The organism is Paracoccus sp. 228, assembly GCF_000967825.1.
Classification (GTDB): Bacteria; Pseudomonadota; Alphaproteobacteria; order Rhodobacterales; family Rhodobacteraceae; genus Paracoccus; species Paracoccus marcusii.
The window spans coordinates 55,771-73,718 of record NZ_JYGY01000005.1; the positions used below are offsets into that span (position 1 = coordinate 55,771).

The following is a 17,948-nucleotide window of genomic DNA, read 5'->3' on the forward strand; positions in this document are numbered from 1 at the left end:
AGCCCCCCATCGCCTGGCGGCGATCCCCCCCGGGGTATTTGGGCAAAGCAGAAGGCCCGGATTCAGGCCGAGGCGCGCGCGGTGGGATTTGCCGCGATGGGCGTCATGCGCCCGGACGGCGTGCCGGAGCTGGCCGGGCGGCTGGCGGATTTCGTGGCCCAGGGGCGGCACGGGCAGATGGGCTGGATGGCCGAACGCATGAGCTGGCGCGGCGATCCGGCGGCGCTGTGGCCCGAGGCGCGGTCGGTGGTGATGCTGGCCGAGCTGTACACCCCCGAGGGCGATCCGCTGGCGGTGCTGGATCAGCGCGACCGCGCCGCTGTCAGCGTCTATGCGCAGGGGCGCGATTATCACGATCTGGTCAAGAAGCGGCTGAAGCGGTTGGGGCGCTGGATGCTGGAAACGGCGCCCGAGCCGGGGCACCAGATCAAGGTCTTTGTCGACACCGCGCCGGTGATGGAAAAGCCCCTGGCGCAGGCCGCGGGCCTGGGCTGGCAGGGCAAGCACACCAACCTTTTGTCGCGCGATCTGGGCAGTTGGTTCTTTCTGGGCGCGATCTTCACGACCATGCCGCTGCCACCGGACGCGCCGCAGGTCAGTCATTGCGGGTCCTGTCGCGCCTGTCTGGACGTCTGTCCGACCGGGGCCTTTCCTGCGCCCTATCAGCTGGATGCGCGGCGCTGCATCTCCTACCTGACGATTGAGCACAAGGGGCCGGTGGACCCCGACCTGCGGGCGCTGATGGGCAACCGGATCTATGGCTGCGACGATTGCCTGGCGGTCTGTCCGTGGAACAAGTTCGCGCAGGCAGGCTCCGAGATGCGCTATCGGGGGATCATCGATGCGCCGCCGCTGGCGGAGCTGGCGGGACTGGACGACGCGGCGTTCCGGGCGCGGTTTTCGGGGTCGCCGATCAAGCGGATCGGGCGCGACCGCTTTGTCCGGAACGTGCTGTACGCCATCGGCAATTCCGGCGACGCCGCGCTGGCACCCGTGGCGCGGGGGCTGACCGGGGACGCCGATCCGGTCGTGGCCGAGGCCGCGTCCTGGGCCGCGGCGCGGCTGGCGCGCTAGAGCAGGAAGTCGTCGCCGTCCAGCGACAGCCGACCGTCCAGCCGGATCAGCATGTCGGCCTGTCGGTCGCCGTTCACGTCGATCAGCAGGTGCGTCTGCTGGCCCACATGCTCCCACCGCAGGGATCGCTGGCCCTGATGCCCGCCCGACCCGGCATAGGTCAGGTTCATCGCGCGCAGGTCCAGCAGATCCTCGCCCGTCCGGAAATCGGTGATCAGGTCGGGGGCCCGGCGCGGGCTGTCCATCGCGCCGAAGAACCGGAACGTGTCGCGCCCCGCACCGCCCTGCATCACATCGCCGCCCATCCCGCCGACCAGCACGTCGTTGCCCGGCCCGCCCAGCATCCGGTCCGACCCCGGCCCGCCGCGCAGCAGGTCGTTGCCCGGCCCTCCGGACAGCCAGTCATTGCCCACGCCCCCGTCCAGCGTGTCGTTGTGCCAGCCGCCGTTCAGGCGGTCATTGCCCAGCCCGCCAACCAGCCAGTCCGCCCCGATGCCGCCATCCATGACGTCGTCGCCCGCATCCCCGAACATGCGGTCGTTGCCGGCCTCTCCGAACAGGCGGTCCGCCCCCGCGCCGCCGGACATGCGGTCGTTGCCGGCCCCGCCGCGAAGGATATCATTGCCCAGATCGCCGTTCATCCAGTCGTTGCCGCCGCCGCCCAGCAGGGTGTCGTTGCCCATGCCGCCGGACATGACGTTGTTGCCGCCCCCCCCCATCAGCAGGTCGAACCCCGTGCCGCCGAACATACGGTCATGCCCGGGGCCGCCGTTCATGCGGTCGTTGCCCGTCCCGCCATCCAGCGTGTCGTCGCCCGCTCCGCCCTGCAGGACGTCATTGCCCACCCCGCCGATCAGGCGGTCGCGCCCGATCCCCGCGGTGAGCGTATCATTGCCCGTGCCGCCGTCCAGCACGTTCCATCCGACCATCGAGATCAACAGGTCGTTGCCGTCCTCTCCGAACAGGCGGTCGTTGCCGGATCCGCCGAACAGGCGGTCGTCGCCCATGCCGCCGAACAGCATGTCATTGCCGCCCTCGCCGTTCAGGACGTCGTTGCCGCCATCGCCGTACAGCGTGTCCCAGCCCCAGCCGCCCCACAACGTGTCCTGGTCATCGCCGCCCCACAGCATGTCATTGCCGTCACCGCCCCACAGCACGTCATGCCCGGCACCGCCCAGCAGGCGGTCGCCCCCCGTCCCGCCGAACAGCGTGTCGTTGCCCTCGCCGCCGTCGAGCTGGTCGTCATCCTCGTTTCCCTCCAGGACATCGTCGCCGACCCCGCCCAGCAGGGTGTCGCGGCCGGTGCCGCCTGACAGGCGGTCTGTGCCGTCGCCCCCCTCCAGGTGGTCGTTGCCCGCCCCGCCGATCAGCAGGTCATCGCCGCCATCGCCGAACAGCCGATCGTCGCCATCCCCGCCCAAAAGCGTGTCGCGCCCGTCGCCCGCCTGCAGGCTGTCATGGCCTGCGCCGCCGTCCAGGTAGTCGATTCCGGCCCCGGCGATCAGCGTGTCATCACCGTCCCCGCCCAGAAGGCGGTTGTTGCCGGACAGATCCTCCAGCCAGTCGTTGCCCACCTCGCCGGACAGCACGTCGTTGCCGTCGCCCCCCGACAGCCGATCGTTGCCCACCCCGCCATACAGCGTGTCGTTGCCCGAATCGCCATGCAGCGTGTCCGTTCCGTCGCCGCCATAGAGCAGGTCGTCGTCATCGTCGCCGTGCAGCAGGTCGTCGCCCGCATCCCCGAACAGCGTGTCGCGGCCCGGGCCGCCATGCAGGCTGTCATGGCCGTCGCCGCCGCGCAGATAGTCGTTGCCCGCCTCTCCGCGCAAGGTGTCGTCGCCCGCGCCGCCGGAGACGGTGTCGTTGCCCGACCCGGCCATGATCTGTTCGCGCCGGGCGCCGCCGATCAGGTGATTGGCGTCCGCCGTACCGAAGATCCACAGCGCCTCGGTCGAGGGGGGCGGGACGGGGGGCGTCACCACGGGGTCGGTCTCGGGTGCCAGATAGTGGCCCACCGGGAACAGCGCGTTCGAGAAATCGGCCGCGGTCAGGCCGCGCCCGGTGCGGGTGGTGATGTCCAGGATGGTGTCGCCATAGATGATCATCACCCCGTTCGCCGTGGGGATGAAGCGCAGCTGCCAGACACTGCGGATGTTGCCCAGCATCGACATGTCCAGCCGGTCCACCGCGGGGTCATAGTCCAGGATGGTGATCCGCCCGGTCACCCGCGACGGCACGAAGATGTCGGCCCCCGCGCCGCCCATCAGGGTCACCGGGCCCGCGCCCGCGACCAGGATGTCGTTGCCGTCGCCCCCCTCGATCCGGGTGGTGGCGGCGCCGGCGACCAGCAGGTCGCCCCCGGTGCCGCCACGCGCGGTGCCCGCTCCCGCCGTGGCCGTGGCCCCGATCGGGCCGGGCTCGAAGACCAGTTGCGTCACGCCCGTCTCGGTCCCGGAACCGACGAACAGCAGGATGCGGCCGTCGATCACCCGCGCCTCGATGTCGGTGACATCGGCCAGGGTCATCGCGTCGGTGTCGATGATGGTGGTCAGGTGCAGCAGCCGCCCGTCGGGCAGCATGGTGAACACGCTGATCCCGTCATCGGCCCCGCCCGCAAAGACGAAGGCCCGCCCGCCCAGGACCACGGTCTCCAGCGCGGTGGCGTTCTGGAACCGGGTCGTCCCCTCGTCCAGGACGTGATCGACGGTGGTCAGCCGCCCGTCGGCGGTCAGGCGGAACACGGTCAGCGTCCCGGACCCTGTCGCCGCCATCACCACATAGGTGCGGCCGCCGAACTGCACCGCATCCACGTCGGATGGCACGTCATAGCCGGTGCCGCGGTCCGCGCCGTGCACCATGCCCGGCGTCAGCGCGCCCGACGCCGACACCAGATGCGTCGCGATGAAGTTCCCGTTCCCCGAGATCGAGATCAGGATCCGCTGCCCGTCCACGCTGACATCGGTGATCTTGTCCAGGTTCGCGTCGGTCGTGCCCGCCGGGGTGGCAATGGTGGCCTGGCCTGCCCGGACCAGCGCGCCGTCCGCGCCCATCCGGTGGGTGGTCAGCGTCAGCCCGCCGCCCTGCGCCGAATACAGCACCTGCGCCTGGCCCGTGTCCACCTGGCCCAGGGCCGTCACCTGCGGACCCAGGCTGGTGCCGAACAGCCAGCCAAAGGTCGACATCGCCCCGATGTCGCCGCGCAGCGTCACGCCCAGGTTGCTGGCCCCGCCCATCTGGCCCACATGGATCAGCGTGTCGCCACCCATGTGGATCGCGGTGATCTGCGGCGGTCCCTGATAGGTGAAGTCGGCCAGATAGGGGCGGGTGCGCAGCATGGTGATGGGGGCCGCGGGGTCGCTGATTGCATAGGTGCTGATCCCGCCCCGGACCTGGTTCGCCGCCACCAGCAGCAGGCGGCCGTCGGCCTCGACGATCTCGAGGTCGGTCAGATTGGACAGCCAGCGTTGTTCCGTGACGCCAAAGGTCGTCACGTGGCGATACACGATCATGGCAATACTGCGGGTTGTCCGGCCATCGGCGCCGGGAACAGGGGGCAGGTGTTAAGATGGTCTTAACCGCGCCGCCTGGCCAGTCTTGCTTGACGTGCATTTTAGGCAAAGGCCCGCGCCGGGGCGGGAACCCTCAGGCGGGCAGCGCCAGCGGTCCATAGAGGATCAACCCCGGCTGGCTGGCCGGCCCGTCGCGCGACAGAAGATCGGCCAGCGACGCCACCGTTCCGGGCAGCAGGCGCTGGCCGGGATGGCCAACGGCCTCGGCCAGCAGGGCGGGGGTGTCGGGGGGCAGGCCGTGGTCGATCAGCCCCTGTGCCATCTTGGGAAAGCTGCGCTGGCCCATGAAGACCACGGTCGTGGTCAGCGGGTCGGCCAGGGCCGCCCAGTTGATGTCGCCGGGCAGCTGCCCGGTGATGTCGGCGCCGGTCACGAACTGCACCCGCCGCGCGGTCAGGCGCCGGGTCAGCGGCATGCCCATCGCCGCCGCCGCGGCACTGGCCGAGGTGACGCCGGGCACGATCTCCCACGGGATGCCGGCGGCGGTCAGGGCCACCAGCTCCTCCTCCAGCCGGCCGAAGATGCCGCTGTCGCCCGACTTCAGGCGCACGACGCGGCGCCCGGCCTGCGCATGCTGCACGATCAGTGCATTCACGGCGTCCTGCTTGGCCGACGGGCGGCCCGCCCGCTTGCCCACGGCGATCAGGTCGGCCTGCGGGCCCGCATGGTCCAGCACCGGTCCCGATGCCAGGTCGTCGAACAGCACCACGTCGGCATGGGCCAGCCTGCGCGCGGCCTTCAGCGTCAGCAGGTCGGGATCGCCCGGACCCGCCGAGACAAGCGAGACGAAGCCGGGGGGAAAGCTGGGATCGGACAAGGGCTGTGGGCCTTATGGGCGGGCGGGGTTTCAGCTATACCACCCCGGCCCGGTGTGACAATGCCGCGCGTTTTCTTTGCACGCGGCACGGGCGATGAAACCATATCGCCGCTGGCGCGTGATCATCCGGGCATCAAGGGAGAATGCGATGACGGTCATCTGTTGGTTCAGGCGGGTTCTGCGGCTGGACGACCACCCGGCGCTGGTCGCGGCGGCCGCCGCGGGCGCGGTGATCCCACTGGTGATCCTGGACCCGCGCGAGGCAAGCGACCGGCCCGCCAGCGCGCAGCGCCAGGCGATGGCGCTGGCGCCGCTGGACCGCGCGCTGCGCAAGATCGGCAGCCGGCTGATCGTGCGGCGGGGCGATCCGGCCAAGGTGCTGGAACAGGTCCTGAACGATACCGGGGCCGATGCGGTGCACACCACGGTGGGGTTTCCCTTCGCCTCAGACGACGGGCTGGCAGAGGTGGTCGAACGCGGCGGGGCGCGGCTGCATCTGCACGACCTGGCCGATCTGGTGCCGCGGGGGTCGGTGCTGACCGGGTCGGGCGGGGTCTACAAGGTCTTCTCTCCGTTCTGGAAGGCGGTGCGCCAGGTGGACATCGCGCCGCCCGTGGCGCCACCGTCGCTGTCCGCACCCGATGCCTGGCCCGACAGCGACGGCACCGACTGGCCCGAGGCCCGCGCCGCGATGGACCGGGGCTGGGATGTCATGGCCGCCCATGTCCGCGCCGGAGAGGAGGAGGCCCATGCCCGGCTGGAGGAGTTCATGTCGGGCGACGTTGCGGGCTACAAGCAGGAGCGCAACCATCCCTGGCGTCCCCAGGCCACGTCGGGCCTGTCCGATGCGCTGGCCGTCGGAGAGATCAGCGCCCGGCGCATCTGGTCGCGCTGCCGCGGAGAGTTCGAGCAGGGCATTCCGGGGATCGAGCCGTTCCTGTCCGAGGTCTGCTGGCGCGAGTTCGCGCGCGAGCTGATGTTCGAGACGCCCGACATGGACCGCAGCTGCTGGCGCAAGGAGTGGAACGACTTTCCCTGGCGCGCCGACAATGACGACGCCGAGGCCTGGCGGCGGGGCCGCACTGGCGTGCCCATCGTCGATGCCGGGATGAGAGAGCTGTACGTCACGGGGCGGATGCACAACCGCGTGCGGATGATCACCGCCAGCTATCTGACAAAACATCTGCTGACCGACTGGCGCGTGGGGCTTGCGTGGTTCGAACATTGCCTGGCCGATTGGGACGCGGCGTCGAACGCCATGAACTGGCAATGGGTGGCGGGCTGCGGGCCGGATGCCTCGCCCTATTTCCGGATCTTCAATCCGGAGACGCAGGCCGAGAAGTTCGACGGCAAGAGCCAGTACCAGGACCACTGGATGCGCCCCGACGCGCCCGGCGCGCGGGAATTCGCGGCGGCCATTCCGCGGGCCTGGGACCTGGACCTGACGAAACGCGCCATGCCGCGGATCTCGCTGGCCGAGGGCCGCGCCCGCGCGCTGACGGCCTATGAGGAGGTAAAATCGTGACACGCGCGCTGATCCTGGGGGCGACGGGCGGCATCGGGCAGGCGCTGTCCGCGCGGCTGGAGGCGCAGGGGGCGCAGGTCACGGGCCTGTCGCGATCAGCCGACGGGATGGACCTGACGCGGCCCGACACGGTCACGGAACACGCCGCGCGGCTGGCGGGGCAGTCCTTTGACCTGATCGTGAACACGACGGGCGCGCTGGTCATCGACGGGCACCAGCCGGAAAAGTCGCTGGACGCGGTCGATGCGGATGCCATGGCGCGACAGTTCGCGCTGAACGCCACCGGAGTCGCGCTGGCGATCCAGGCCTTTGGTCCGCTGCTGGCGCGGGACGGGCGGGCGGTGTTCGCGTCGCTGTCGGCGCGCGTGGGCTCGATCGGCGATAACGATCTGGGCGGCTGGATCGGCTATCGCGCGGCCAAGGCGGCGCAGAACCAGATCATCCGCACCGCATCCATCGAATACCGCCGCCGCAATCGGCACGCGATCCTGGTCGCGTTGCATCCGGGCACGGTCCAGACGCCGCTGACCGCGAAATACGCCTCCCGCTATCCGACCATCACCCCCGACCGCAGCGCCGAGGCGTTGCTGGCGGTGATCGACGGGCTGACGACCGACGATACCGGCAGCTTCTGGGACTGGAAGGGCGCGCGGGTGCCGTGGTGATCAGGTCAGATAGGGCGACGCGGCGCCCATGATCTGACGCCCGCCCGGCTTGACGAACGACCCCCAGGTGCCCGCGATGCGGCCCTGCGGGTCCAGCAGCACCTTGTTGAAGTTCCACTGCGGCACGAATCCTGTCTGCGCCCGCGCCCAGGCATAGAACGGGTGCACGTCCCCCTTGGCCACGTGCAGGATGTCGGTCATCGGCAGGGTCAGGCCGTATTGCAGCTCGCAATATTCCTTGGCCTCGGCGCCGCTGGCCAGTTCCTGGTTGAAATCGTCCGACGGCACGGCCAGCACCACCAGACCGCGTGGGGCATAGGCATCGTGCAGCGCCTGCATGTCGGCCAGCTGGCCCGCAAAGCCGCACATCGACGCGGTGTTGACGACCAGGACCGGGCTGCCGCGCCACTGCGCGGTGTCATAGCTGCCCCCGTCGACGGACGGAAAGGTGAAATGCGGCACGTCCTCTGCCCGCGCGCGGGTCAGGCCCAGGGCGGGCAGGGCGGTGGCAAGGGACAGGAAAAGGCGGCGTCTCATGGGCTTTCTCCTCGGGTGCGGGTCAACTCATCGGGCGGTGGCAAGGCGACCCGCCAGCGCGGCGGCGCCAAGGGTTGCGATCAGGATCACGGGCCAGTTTCCGGCGCCCCAGTTGGCGACGACGATCCCGGCCAGCGCCCAGATCACGGCCGCGGAATAGGCCCATTCGCGCGGGCGCAGCGACTGGACCGCCAGCGCCAGCGCGCTGACCGCGATCAGGCACAGGATCGCGGCGGTCTGGGCCGACAGCCAGCCGTGACCGCCCAGCCAGATCCCCACCGACACGCCCGACGCCGCCGTCAACCAGCCCGCGTAAAGCGCGATGGGCCGCCCCTCCAGCCAGCGGTCGCGGCGACCGGCCCAGATCATCGCGACGATGGCGCTGATCAGCATCGCGATGATCATCAGCGTGGCCAGCCCCGGCAGGCGCTGCGCCACCGGCAACCAGAAGAACCCGATGACCAGGCTGACCAGCAGCGGCGCCCGCAGCGGCAGCCAGCCCTCGTCGTCGGCACGGCGCCACAGGCCGAAGGTGGCGCCGGCGATCAGCCACAGATAGATCAGTCCCCAGATCGAGAAGGCCCAGCCCGCGGGCTGGATCGGCGGGTCCGGCTGGGGAATCGGAAAGCGGTCGGGATCGTAGCCCGCAAAGCCCGGGAACAGCAGCGGAGAGACGGCAAAGGCCACCGCCGCCAGCAGGACCAGAAGGGCAAGGGTGCGGTTCGGCATGGGCAGGGCTTTCTGCTGGGTCGCGGGGTGCAGGTTGGCGCGTTGTGCGCGTTTGTCAACGTGCAGGGTGGCGCGGCGGTTGCCATGGGCGCGCGTTCGCGCCATGGATAGGGCCCCCGCATCCCGGCGCGACACCGCGCCGCAGCCCGATGGCCCGTGCAGACGATGAAGCTCAAGGATTTCGCCAAGCTGGTGGGCATGTCCGCGACCACGGTCAGCCGTGCCCTGAATGGCCACCCCGAGGTGAACGAGGCGACCCGCGCCCGCCTTGTCGCCGCCGCCCGCCAGCACGGCTATCAGCCGAACGCCCATGCGCGCTTTCTGGCGATGGGCCATGCCAGCACCATCGGCTGCGTGATCCCCATCGGCGGTCGGAACGAGATCGTGAACCCGATCTATGCCGATTTCCTGGCCGGGGTCGGCGAGGAATGCGCCCGCCGCCGGTTCGAGATCAACCTGACCGTCGTCCCCGAGGAGGATCAGCCCGACGCCTATCGCGCGCTGTCGTCCAAGGGTCTGATCGGCGGCGTGATCGTGCAGTTCCCACGCCATGACGACCCGCGCCCCGCGCTGCTGGACCGGATCGGACTGCCTTACGTGGTGCATGGGCGGGTGACCGGGCATGACGGCCCCTACAGCTGGGTGGACGTGAACAACCTGCGGGCCTTTGAACGCGGGACGGGGTTCCTGCTGCAGCTTGGTCATCTGCGCATCGCGCTGCTGAACGGGGACGAACGGCTGGATTTCGCACGCCGCCGCCGCGACGGATACCTGCGCGCGCTGCGCGATGCGGGCCATGCGCCGCGGCCCGCGCTGATGACCACCGGAGAGATGACGGCCGCCTATGGCTATGCCCAGGCCCGCGCCCTGCTGGCGGGCCCCGAGGCGCCGACCGCGTTCCTGTGCGCGGCCACGATGATCGCAACCGGCGTGCGCCAGGCGATCGAGGAGCGGGGGCTGGTCCTGGGCCGCGACGTGTCGGTGCTGACCTTTGATGATGACCTGTCCTATTACGCGAACCGCGATGCGGTGCCGGTGTTCAGCGCCATGCGGTCGCCGGTGCGGGTGGCGGGGGCGCGCTGTGCGGCATTGCTGATCGACCGGATCACCGGCGGTCCCGGTGATCCGGTGCAGGAGCTGCTGGAGGCCGAACTGGTCGTCGGCCGGTCCACCGCGCCGCCGGCCTAGGGCATCGGCCCGTCGCCCGTCCGGGGCATCGCCGCGCGCAGGGCCGCGTCATGGCCGAACCCCAGGATCTGCCCCTCGGCCGCCAGATCGGTGATGCGGGGGTCGGGGGCCAGCATCGGCACCAGCGCGTCGCGGTCGTCCAGCGCGCGCAACGTGCGGGCCAGCAGCCCCACCTGTGCCGCATCCAGGCAGGGCCAGCCCGCGACATCCAGCCGCCCCAGCATCGAGGGATAGACCTCGGCCAGCACCAGTTCCGCGTCCTGCCATGGCTGGAACGGCCAGACCGCCGTGCCCGCCCGCTGGCGCAGGCGGTTCAGCCAGGGGATGCCTGTCAGGCTCTGCGCGCCGACCGCACCCGCGCCGGCCAGCTGAAAGGGCGATTTCGGGCGCGGGCCTCCGGGAATTGGGGTTTCCGTCACGCGGTGCGGTGCCAGGCCGGGATGGGGCGGGGGCCTCAGCCGCGGCAGGTCCGGCGTGGGCAGCCGCCGCCCGTCCCCCCAGAAGACCGGCGCATCCAGCGCCCGGTTCAGCCCCGCCGCCACGTCACGATAGTTGCTGCAGTTGCGCGCGCCGTCACTGTGCTGCGCGTCCAGGTGGTCCCACAGCGCCAGCGCGTCGGCCCGTCCGGTGATCTGGCGCGCCAGCCCCGACGGATGGCCGAACGCGAAATCCGCTCCGATCAGCAGCCGTGTTCCCGGTTCGGCCAATCCCTGCAGCAGGTGGTGAGCCTCCATCCGGGTCGGCGGGTTGGCCAGCAGGCCGCGGTCGTCACCGATCCAGATCGAATCGGCCCCTCGTGTCGGGCGTCCCGCCGCCGACCAGTCCAGGACCACGATCCGGTCAAAGCGCGGCAAGACGCGCCTCGGCCCGGGCCAGGTCGGCGGGCGTGTTGATGTTGGCAAAGACCGCGTCCGGCCAGACCGCTCGCCCCGGCTGATGGCGTTCGGCAAAGCGGCGGACGCGGCGCTGGTCCGCGGCCAGCGTCGCGGCCAGATCGTCGCGCAGCGCCACGGGCCACAGCCCGAAGGTCGGATGATCGCGCGGCCCCTGCGGATCGTCGCCCGCCGCCAGCGCAAGCCCCATGGGCCCCCGCGCCGCCCACAGCCGCGCCGCCAGGTCCGGTGGCAGAAAGGGCGAATCGCCCGGCACGGTCAGCACATGCGCGGCCCCCAGGTCCCGCGCCCAATCCATCGCCACCAGCACCCCCGCCAACGGCCCGGGGCGGTCGGGCAGGCTGTCGGGCAGCACGGGCAGACCGAACCGGGCAAAGCGCGCCGGATCGCCGTTGGCGTTCAGCGCCAGCGGCCCGGCCTGCGGGCGCAGGCGGTCCAGCACATGCGCCAGCATCGGTCGCCCGGCCAGCGCCATCAGGGGCTTGTCGCCGCCGCCCATGCGGGTCGCGCGGCCTCCGGCAAGGATCAGGGCAGGGATGCGGGGGGGGGATGTCATGGCGCGACTGTGGCCCCGCCGCATCGGCGGCACAAGGCATCACCGCGTTTCCAATAGTTGACAGTTTTGCTTGGTGGGCCGATAACGCCCCGGACCGCCGCAGGCCCGACGCCCTTTCGCGCCCGCCTGCCCGACACCAACTGGATGCAAGGACCGCCATGACCCATCTGCCCAGACAGCCGCTTCGCGCGGGGCTTGCCGCATTTCTGGTCGCCGCGACGCTGGCCGGTGCAGGCCTGGCCCAAGACGTGCCGACGACCCAGGGCCAGCCAGAGGCTGCAGTTCCTGCCGCCCCGCAACCCGCCGCCGACGCGGCCGCACCGGTGGCTGCGCCCGAGGCCGCGGCGCCTACGGCCGTCCCCGACGCCGCGACCCCGGATGACGCTGCAGCGGGTTTGCAAGCCCCGTCCCCGACGCAACCTGCCGCGCCGGGCCAGACCGCGACCCCTGCTGACCCTGCCGATGCGGCGCAACCGGTGCCGGTCGTGGCCGAACGCGACCCCGGCCTGCCGCATGACCTGTCGCCGATGGGCATGTTCCTGGCTGCGGACTGGGTCGTGAAGGGGGTCATGATCGGGCTGGCGGTGGCGTCGGTCATCACCTGGACGATCCTTCTGGTGAAGCTGATCGAGCTGTGGGCCGCCTCGCGCCGGGTCACGTCGGCCACGCGGCGCATCCAGGCCGCGCCGTCCCTGCCGGACGCCCTGGCCGGGATCGGGCGCCGCCGCGATCCGGTGTCGCGCATGATCCGCTCTGCCGCCGAGGAATACCGCCGGTCCGAACCGGCCCTGGCGCAGGCGGGCGATCACGGCATCAAGGAGCGCGTCGCCTCCCAGCTGGACCGGATCGAGGTTGCAGCCGGTCGCCGCATGGCACGGGGCACGGGGGTGCTGGCCACCATCGGGTCGACCGCCCCCTTCGTGGGTCTGTTCGGCACCGTCTGGGGGATCATGAACAGTTTCATCGGCATTTCCGAATCGCAGACGACCAACCTGGCCGTAGTGGCGCCGGGCATCGCCGAGGCGCTGCTGGCCACCGCCATCGGCCTGGTCGCGGCGATCCCCGCCGTGGTGATCTACAACGTCTTTGCCCGCGCCGTCACCGGCTACCGGATGCGTCTGGGCCATGCCGCGGCGGGGGTTCAGCAGATGGTCAGCCGCGACCTGGACTTCCGCGGCCGCGGCCCTGCGGCGGGGGTCTAGGCCATGGCCGGAGGCATCCGCGACACCGACGACCTGGCCGACAACCACGAGATCAACGTCACGCCCTTCATCGACGTGATGCTGGTGCTGCTGATCATCTTCATGGTGGCCGCGCCCCTGGCGACCGTCGACGTGAACGTCGATCTGCCGGTGTCGAACGCGACCCAGGCCGAACGCCCCGAGCAGCCCGTCTATGTCAGCGTCAGGCCCGATCTGAGCCTGGCCGTGGGCGATGACGACGTGGCCCCCGGCGCGCTGGCCGCGGCCCTGACCGCGGCGACAGGCGGCGACCGCGAACAGCGCATCTTCCTGCGCGCGGACCGTGCGGTGGCCTATGGCGACCTGATGGGAGTGATGAACACGCTGCGCGACACCGGCTATCTGAAGATCGCCCTGGTGGGGCTGGACGCCGTGCAGGCCCCGCCCGAGGCCGCGGCCGTGCCCGCCGCGGGTGCCGCGCCATGAGCGGTCGCGCCCTGCGCATGCTGGGCGAGGGGGGGCTGTGGGCGGGTGCCTCGGTCCTGGTGCTGGCGGCGCATGTGGGGGCGGGGATCTGGATCATGGGGCGCGCGGATGCGGGCGCCCCGCCGGGCCTGCCCGATGCGGTCTTCGTCGACCTTGCCCCCGCGATGCCGCCTGCCGCCGACATGCCCCAAGGCGCGGAGGCTGCCGCCGGCTCGGACGCCCGTCCCGAAGTCGAGGCCGAGGAGGAGCCTTTGCCTGAGGAGCCGCAGCCCGAACCCCAGGCCGAGCCCGAACCCCAAGCCGAGCCCGAACCCGATCAGGTGGTCGAACCCATCGACCCGGCGACGCTGGACCTGCCCGATTTCCGGCAGTTCGCGCCCCCCGACATTCCGGTCCGGACGGCGCTGGCTCTGGACAGCTCGACCCGCCCGCAGCGGCGTCCCGAGCCGCAACCCGAACCCGAACTGCGCCGCGACCCGAAACCGGCGGCAGAGCGTCAGCCCGAACCGCAACGCCGACAGGCGGCACAGGCCGCCGGGCAGCGCGGTCAGGCCGAGACCAGTCGCCCGGCGGGCAATGCCCAGGGCGGCGGGGCCTCTCGGCAGGCTGCGGCCGATGCCGCATCGCTTTGGGGCGCGCAGGTTGGGGCCTGCATCCAGCGGCGCGCATCGCTGCCCCGGAACGTTCGTCAGGGGGGGCGGGTCAATCTGGCGCTGACGGTCTCGCGAAGCGGTGCCATCCAGGGTGTTGGCATCGCCGGATCGTCAGGAAGCCCGAACGTGGACCAGGCGGCGCTGACCGCCGCGCAGCGCGCAGGGCGCTGTCCCGCAGCTCCTGCAGCGCTGACCGATCCGATCTATTCGTTCACGCTGCCGATCCGTCTGGACGTCCGCTGACCGCAGGGTCGCGCAAGCCGCCCCCATCGAAGGGGCGTCTTGCGCCGGGGGCTGCGCCCCCGCGGTACGGTGCCGTGAGGATCGTCCCGTGCGATCCGTGGCCGGCGCGGGGGGTCCGGGGGGTGCAGCCCCCCGGGGCTCCGCCGGGCTGCAGGCCCCGCAACGGCGCGTCAGACGTGGTGCAGGACCAGCGGGCGGCCCTGATGCGCGCCGACGCGGATCGGCGCGTCGTAGAGGTCCGACAGCACCGCCTCGGTCAGCACCTCGGCCGGGGTGCCTTTGGCGGCCACGCGGCCGTCCTTCATGGCGATCACGTGATCGGCCCAGGCCGCGGCATAATTGATCTCATGCACGACCATCGCCACGCTGCGCCCGCTCTGGTCCACCAGCCCGCGCAGCCGGCCCATCAGGGCGCGGGCATGGGCCATGTCCAGGTTGTTCAGCGGCTCGTCCAGCAGCAGCCAGTCGGTATCCTGCGCCCAGGCCATCGCGATATGCGCGCGCTGCGCCTGACCGCCCGACACCTCGTCCAGGAACCGGTCGGCCAGATCGGTCAGGGCGAAGGTCTTCAGCGCCAGCCAGACCAGCGCCTGATCCTGCGGACCCGGGCGGCCGTTGTGATGCGGCCAGCGGCCGAAGGCCACCAGCTCGGACAGGCGCAGGCGGCTGGCGATGGCGGTCTGCTGGCCCAGGATCGCCATCACCTGCGCCAGCCGGTCGGTCGGTGTCGTGGTCACGTCGTGGCCGGCCACGGTGACCCGGCCCCGCTGCAGCGGCTCCAGCCGGCCGATCAGGCGTAGTAGCGTCGACTTGCCCGCCCCGTTCGGGCCGATCAGCGCCGTCAGCCGACCCTTGGGCAGGGTCGTCGTGATGTCGTGCAGGATCGGCGCGCCGGCGATCGCGTGGCAGACCCCTTCGATCTGGATCATCGGATGCGCCCCTTCAGCAGCAGATACAGGAAAAACAGGCCGCCCGCGAATTCCACGACGACCGACAGCGTGGCGGCCTGGCCCAGCTGGCGTTCGAACAGCCACTGTCCCCCCACCAGCAGGATCGCCGCCGACAGCGCCGCCGCGGGCAGCAGCGCCGCGTGGCGCGCGGTCCGCATCAATCCATGCGCCAGCCCCGCCACGATCAGCCCGAAGAAGGCCACCGGCCCGACCAGCGCGGTCGAGACCGAGACCAGCACCGCCACCAGCCCCAGCACGCCCAACACCATGGCGCGATGGGCCAGCCCCAGGGACACCGCCGGATCGCGTCCAAGCGCCAGCACGTCCAGCCGCGCTGACAGCCGCCACGCGACCAGCACCGCCGCCGCGGTGATCGCCGCCGCCCAAGGCAGCAGCGTGGCATCGACCCGGTTGAAGCTGGCGAAGGTGACGGACTGCACCACGGCGAATTCGTTGGGGTCCAGGATACGGCCCAGGAACCCCGACAGCGACCGGAACAGCACGCCGAGGATCACCCCGGTCAGGATCATCCGCGGCAGGTCCCGCGCACCGCGCAGCAGCAGCGTGCCGAACAGCAGGACGGCCAGGGCGGTCATCACCGCGATCTCGGCCAGGAATTTCGGGCCCGCGGGCAGGGCGGTCAGGCCTGCGCTGCCCAAGGCCATCACAAAGCCCGTCTGCAGCAGCACGTACAACGCGTCGAAGCCCATGATCGAGGGTGTCAGCACCCGGTTCGCGGCGACCGTCTGGAACAGGATCGTGGCGACCCCGATGGCGGTCGCCACGGTGACCAGCGCCGCCAGCTTGGTTGCGCGCAGGCCCAGGATGAAACCGCGATTGCCGCCGCCCAGCCCCTGCAGCATCCAGACCGCCGACAGCGCCGCCAGCAGCAGCGCCATCCCGCCCAGCATGATCCGCGCCCGCTTATCCACGGGCGGCCCCCGACCGGGCGGGGCGGCGATGCAGCAGCCACAGGAACAGAAGCGCGCCCAGCACGCCCAGGATGGTGCCGGCTGGAATCTCATAGGGGTGGATGACCAGGCGCCCCGCCAGATCGCAGCCCAAGACCAGCACCGCCCCGGCCAGCGCCACCACCGGCAGGGATGCGCGCAGGTTGTCGCCCATGATCCGCGCCACCAGGTTCGGCACGACCAGGCCCACGAAGGGGATCATCCCCACCGTCGTCACCACCATCGCGGTCACCACCGACACCACCGCCAGCCCAAGGCGCATCACCGCCGCCGTCGACAGGCCCAGCCCCGTGGCCACCTGATCGCCCAGGCCAAGGATCGCGAAACGGTCGGCCGAGAACCACGCCAGCCCCGCCGCCGCGCCCGCGATCCACAGCAGTTCATAGCGCCCCGAGATCACGCCCGAGAATTCGCCGCTGAACAGCCAGGTGCCGACATATTGCATCAGGTCGCTCTGCCAGCCCACGAAGGTCACGACCGAGCCCAGCACCCCCGACAGGACCAGCCCCGCGATGGGGACCAGCATCACCTCGCGCACGGGCAGGCGGCGGATCACGGCCAGGAACAGCGCGGTCGTGACCATGGCCGACAGGCTGGCCGCGATCATGCGCAGCCACAGGGGACTGGCGGGCCACAGGATGGTGATGGCCAGAAGGCCAAGCGCCGCGCCCTCGGCCGTGCCCGAGGTGTCGGGGCCGACGAAGCGGTTCCTGACCAGCGCCTGGATCAGCACCCCCGCCACCGACAGGGCGGCCCCGGTCAGCACCACCGACAGCGTGCGCGGAAGCCGCGATTCCAGCAGGACCAGCATGGCCTGCGGATCGCGGAAGGCGTCCGTCACGCGGATGTCGGCGGCGCCGACCGTCAGGCTGGCCAGCATCAGCGCGACCAGCGCCGATGCCAGGGCGGGCAGGGGGCGCATCAGTCCGCGAAGGCCTGCGTCAGCTGGTCCAGCACCGCCATGGTCGAGCCGTAGCCCCCGGCCGAGATATAGGTCGCCGCCGGGTCCAGCTGGATCACCTGATCCTGCGTCCAGGCGGTCGTGCCCGCCACCAGGTCCGAGCGCAGCGTCTCCATCGCGCCTTGGCCGTCCTCGCCGATGGCGGCGCCGCGGTCGACGACCAGCAGCCAGTCGGGATCGGCCTGGGCGATGAATTCATGGCTGATCGCCTGCCCGTGGGTGGCGTCGTCCAGCCCCGGCACGGCCTCCTCCAGCCCGGTCGCGTCGAAGATCCAGCCAAAGCGCGACCCTGCGCCATAGGCGGACATCTTGGGGCCGTTGGTCATCACGATCAGCGCGGTGCCCTGGCCATCAGCGGCGGCACGCAGGTCGGCCAGCCTGGCGTCCAGGGTGGCGGTCATTTCCTCGGCCTGGGCGGTCTTGGCGAACAGCGCGCCATAGGCGTCGATCCGGGCGCGGGCATCGGCCAGAAGATCCGGGCCGAAGGTCATGTCGATGGCCGGCGCCACCTGCGACGCCGCCGCCAGCTGGGTCGAGGAGCGGCCGCCGACGATCACCAGGTCGGGCGCCAGCCCCGCCAGCGCCTCCAGATCGGGTTCGAACAGGGTGCCGACGGGGGTGGCGCCCGCCGCCGCATCGCGCAGGGCGGGGACCAGGATGTTGTCGATGCTGCCCGTGGGCGTCACGCCCAGGGCGGTGATCGTGTCCAGCGCGGCCATGTCATAGACCGCGACGCTGTCGGGATTGTCCTGCAGGGTCACGGGTCCCTGGGCGGTATCGACGGTGACCTGGGCCAGGGCCGCGACCGGCGCGGTCATCAGGGCGGTGGCCAACAGGGCGGGCGATGCGATGCGGCGCATGGCGATCCTTTCGATCAAGGTTGCGCGTGGTGGCTGGATCCTGGCTGCACGCCGGGCGGGCTTAGCGCCGTCGCGCGCGCCGCGCAAGAA

At 71.3% G+C, this 17,948-nt stretch carries 17 protein-coding genes; 7 read left to right on the top strand and 10 right to left on the bottom strand.

What is annotated here, in order from left to right; all coding sequences use genetic code 11:
• The first annotated feature begins 36 nt into the window (after nt 1-36).
• Nucleotides 37-1,074: a tRNA epoxyqueuosine(34) reductase QueG gene (gene queG, locus SY26_RS15100; RefSeq protein WP_255352890.1), complete on the top strand. Its 1,038-nt coding sequence runs from the start codon at nt 37-39 to the stop codon at nt 1,072-1,074.
• Here queG and SY26_RS15105 read toward each other — a convergent pair.
• Nucleotides 1,071-4,583 (bottom strand): calcium-binding protein, encoded by a 3,513-nt coding sequence (locus SY26_RS15105; RefSeq protein WP_052715318.1) that lies wholly within the window; start codon nt 4,581-4,583, stop codon nt 1,071-1,073. The two genes, queG and SY26_RS15105, sit on opposite strands and share 4 nt — an antisense overlap.
• 133 nt (nt 4,584-4,716) lie before the next feature.
• The gene (cobA, locus tag SY26_RS15110) at nt 4,717-5,460 is read right to left on the bottom strand and encodes a uroporphyrinogen-III C-methyltransferase (protein WP_046001212.1); all 744 of its coding nucleotides are present in this window, start codon (nt 5,458-5,460) and stop codon (nt 4,717-4,719) included.
• A 148-nt stretch (nt 5,461-5,608) separates the two neighbouring features.
• On the opposite strand from cobA, the gene SY26_RS15115 reads away from it, so the two are divergent.
• Nucleotides 5,609-6,985, top strand: a complete 1,377-nt coding sequence (locus tag SY26_RS15115) for a deoxyribodipyrimidine photo-lyase (RefSeq protein ID WP_046001213.1) — start codon at nt 5,609-5,611, stop codon at nt 6,983-6,985.
• Nucleotides 6,982-7,650, top strand: a complete 669-nt coding sequence (locus SY26_RS15120; RefSeq protein ID WP_046001214.1) for an SDR family NAD(P)-dependent oxidoreductase — start codon at nt 6,982-6,984, stop codon at nt 7,648-7,650. Before SY26_RS15115 ends, SY26_RS15120 begins: the two co-directional genes overlap by 4 nt.
• On the opposite strand, the gene SY26_RS15125 is transcribed toward SY26_RS15120, so the two are convergent.
• Together SY26_RS15125 and SY26_RS15130 are read right to left on the bottom strand one after the other, a co-directional pair.
• Nucleotides 7,651-8,187: a glutathione peroxidase gene (locus tag SY26_RS15125; RefSeq protein ID WP_046001215.1), complete on the bottom strand. Its 537-nt coding sequence runs from the start codon at nt 8,185-8,187 to the stop codon at nt 7,651-7,653.
• 27 nt (nt 8,188-8,214) lie between these two features.
• Nucleotides 8,215-9,021, bottom strand: coding sequence for a tryptophan-rich sensory protein (locus SY26_RS15130; RefSeq protein ID WP_232303363.1), 807 nt, complete (start codon nt 9,019-9,021; stop codon nt 8,215-8,217).
• A 60-nt stretch (nt 9,022-9,081) separates the two neighbouring features.
• Here SY26_RS15130 and SY26_RS15135 point away from each other — a divergent pair, with 60 nt between their 5' ends.
• Complete coding sequence (locus SY26_RS15135) at nt 9,082-10,104, top strand: LacI family DNA-binding transcriptional regulator (protein WP_046001216.1); 1,023 nt, start codon at nt 9,082-9,084, stop codon at nt 10,102-10,104.
• Here SY26_RS15135 and SY26_RS15140 read toward each other — a convergent pair.
• Both SY26_RS15140 and mobA read right to left on the bottom strand, forming a co-directional pair.
• Nucleotides 10,101-10,958 (bottom strand): hypothetical protein, encoded by an 858-nt coding sequence (locus tag SY26_RS15140; protein WP_052715319.1) that lies wholly within the window; start codon nt 10,956-10,958, stop codon nt 10,101-10,103. The genes SY26_RS15135 and SY26_RS15140 overlap by 4 nt on opposite strands.
• Nucleotides 10,945-11,553, bottom strand: a complete 609-nt coding sequence (gene mobA / locus SY26_RS15145) for a molybdenum cofactor guanylyltransferase MobA (protein ID WP_046001217.1) — start codon at nt 11,551-11,553, stop codon at nt 10,945-10,947. The genes SY26_RS15140 and mobA overlap by 14 nt, the downstream gene beginning before the upstream one ends.
• Before the next feature lie 158 nt (nt 11,554-11,711).
• Between mobA and exbB the strand changes: the two genes are divergently transcribed.
• Genes exbB through SY26_RS15160 form a run of 3 tightly spaced genes read left to right on the top strand, consistent with a single transcriptional unit; the run spans nt 11,712 to nt 14,116 of the window.
• Nucleotides 11,712-12,755 (top strand): tonB-system energizer ExbB, encoded by a 1,044-nt coding sequence (gene exbB / locus SY26_RS22125; protein WP_046001218.1) that lies wholly within the window; start codon nt 11,712-11,714, stop codon nt 12,753-12,755.
• Between the two features lie 3 nt (nt 12,756-12,758).
• On the top strand, nt 12,759-13,220 hold the full coding sequence (exbD, locus tag SY26_RS15155; RefSeq protein WP_046001219.1) for a TonB system transport protein ExbD: 462 nt from the start codon (nt 12,759-12,761) through the stop codon (nt 13,218-13,220).
• Nucleotides 13,217-14,116 carry an energy transducer TonB gene (locus tag SY26_RS15160; protein ID WP_052715320.1) on the top strand — a complete coding sequence of 300 codons (900 nt, stop codon included), beginning with the start codon at nt 13,217-13,219 and terminating at the stop codon, nt 14,114-14,116. Before exbD ends, SY26_RS15160 begins: the two co-directional genes overlap by 4 nt.
• Before the next feature lie 170 nt (nt 14,117-14,286).
• On the opposite strand, the gene SY26_RS15165 is transcribed toward SY26_RS15160, so the two are convergent.
• Genes SY26_RS15165 through SY26_RS15180 form a run of 4 tightly spaced genes read right to left on the bottom strand, consistent with a single transcriptional unit; the run spans nt 14,287 to nt 17,858 of the window.
• Nucleotides 14,287-15,045, bottom strand: a complete 759-nt coding sequence (locus SY26_RS15165) for an ABC transporter ATP-binding protein (RefSeq protein WP_046001220.1) — start codon at nt 15,043-15,045, stop codon at nt 14,287-14,289.
• Complete coding sequence (locus SY26_RS15170) at nt 15,042-15,998, bottom strand: iron chelate uptake ABC transporter family permease subunit (RefSeq protein ID WP_052715321.1); 957 nt, start codon at nt 15,996-15,998, stop codon at nt 15,042-15,044. Before SY26_RS15170 ends, SY26_RS15165 begins: the two co-directional genes overlap by 4 nt.
• Nucleotides 15,991-16,959 (bottom strand): ABC transporter permease, encoded by a 969-nt coding sequence (locus tag SY26_RS15175; protein ID WP_046001221.1) that lies wholly within the window; start codon nt 16,957-16,959, stop codon nt 15,991-15,993. Before SY26_RS15175 ends, SY26_RS15170 begins: the two co-directional genes overlap by 8 nt.
• Nucleotides 16,959-17,858, bottom strand: a complete 900-nt coding sequence (locus SY26_RS15180; RefSeq protein WP_046001222.1) for a siderophore ABC transporter substrate-binding protein — start codon at nt 17,856-17,858, stop codon at nt 16,959-16,961. Before SY26_RS15180 ends, SY26_RS15175 begins: the two co-directional genes overlap by 1 nt.
• Nucleotides 17,859-17,948 lie beyond the last annotated feature (90 nt).

What these genes read in the sequence shown, in the direction of transcription:
- SY26_RS15130 (WP_232303363.1), bottom strand. Translation starts at nt 9,021, where the DNA reads ATGGCGCGAACGCGCGCCCATGGCAACCGCCGCGCCACCCTGCACGTT.
- SY26_RS15160 (WP_052715320.1), top strand. Translation starts at nt 13,217, where the DNA reads ATGAGCGGTCGCGCCCTGCGCATGCTGGGCGAGGGGGGGCTGTGGGCG.
- SY26_RS15180 (WP_046001222.1), bottom strand. Translation starts at nt 17,858, where the DNA reads ATGCGCCGCATCGCATCGCCCGCCCTGTTGGCCACCGCCCTGATGACC.
- mobA (WP_046001217.1), bottom strand. Translation starts at nt 11,553, where the DNA reads ATGACATCCCCCCCCCGCATCCCTGCCCTGATCCTTGCCGGAGGCCGC.
- exbD (WP_046001219.1), top strand. Translation starts at nt 12,759, where the DNA reads ATGGCCGGAGGCATCCGCGACACCGACGACCTGGCCGACAACCACGAG.
- SY26_RS15135 (WP_046001216.1), top strand. Translation starts at nt 9,082, where the DNA reads ATGAAGCTCAAGGATTTCGCCAAGCTGGTGGGCATGTCCGCGACCACG.
- SY26_RS15125 (WP_046001215.1), bottom strand. Translation starts at nt 8,187, where the DNA reads ATGAGACGCCGCCTTTTCCTGTCCCTTGCCACCGCCCTGCCCGCCCTG.
- SY26_RS15105 (WP_052715318.1), bottom strand. Translation starts at nt 4,583, where the DNA reads ATGATCGTGTATCGCCACGTGACGACCTTTGGCGTCACGGAACAACGC.
- exbB (WP_046001218.1), top strand. Translation starts at nt 11,712, where the DNA reads ATGACCCATCTGCCCAGACAGCCGCTTCGCGCGGGGCTTGCCGCATTT.
- SY26_RS15115 (WP_046001213.1), top strand. Translation starts at nt 5,609, where the DNA reads ATGACGGTCATCTGTTGGTTCAGGCGGGTTCTGCGGCTGGACGACCAC.
- SY26_RS15165 (WP_046001220.1), bottom strand. Translation starts at nt 15,045, where the DNA reads ATGATCCAGATCGAAGGGGTCTGCCACGCGATCGCCGGCGCGCCGATC.
- SY26_RS15175 (WP_046001221.1), bottom strand. Translation starts at nt 16,959, where the DNA reads ATGCGCCCCCTGCCCGCCCTGGCATCGGCGCTGGTCGCGCTGATGCTG.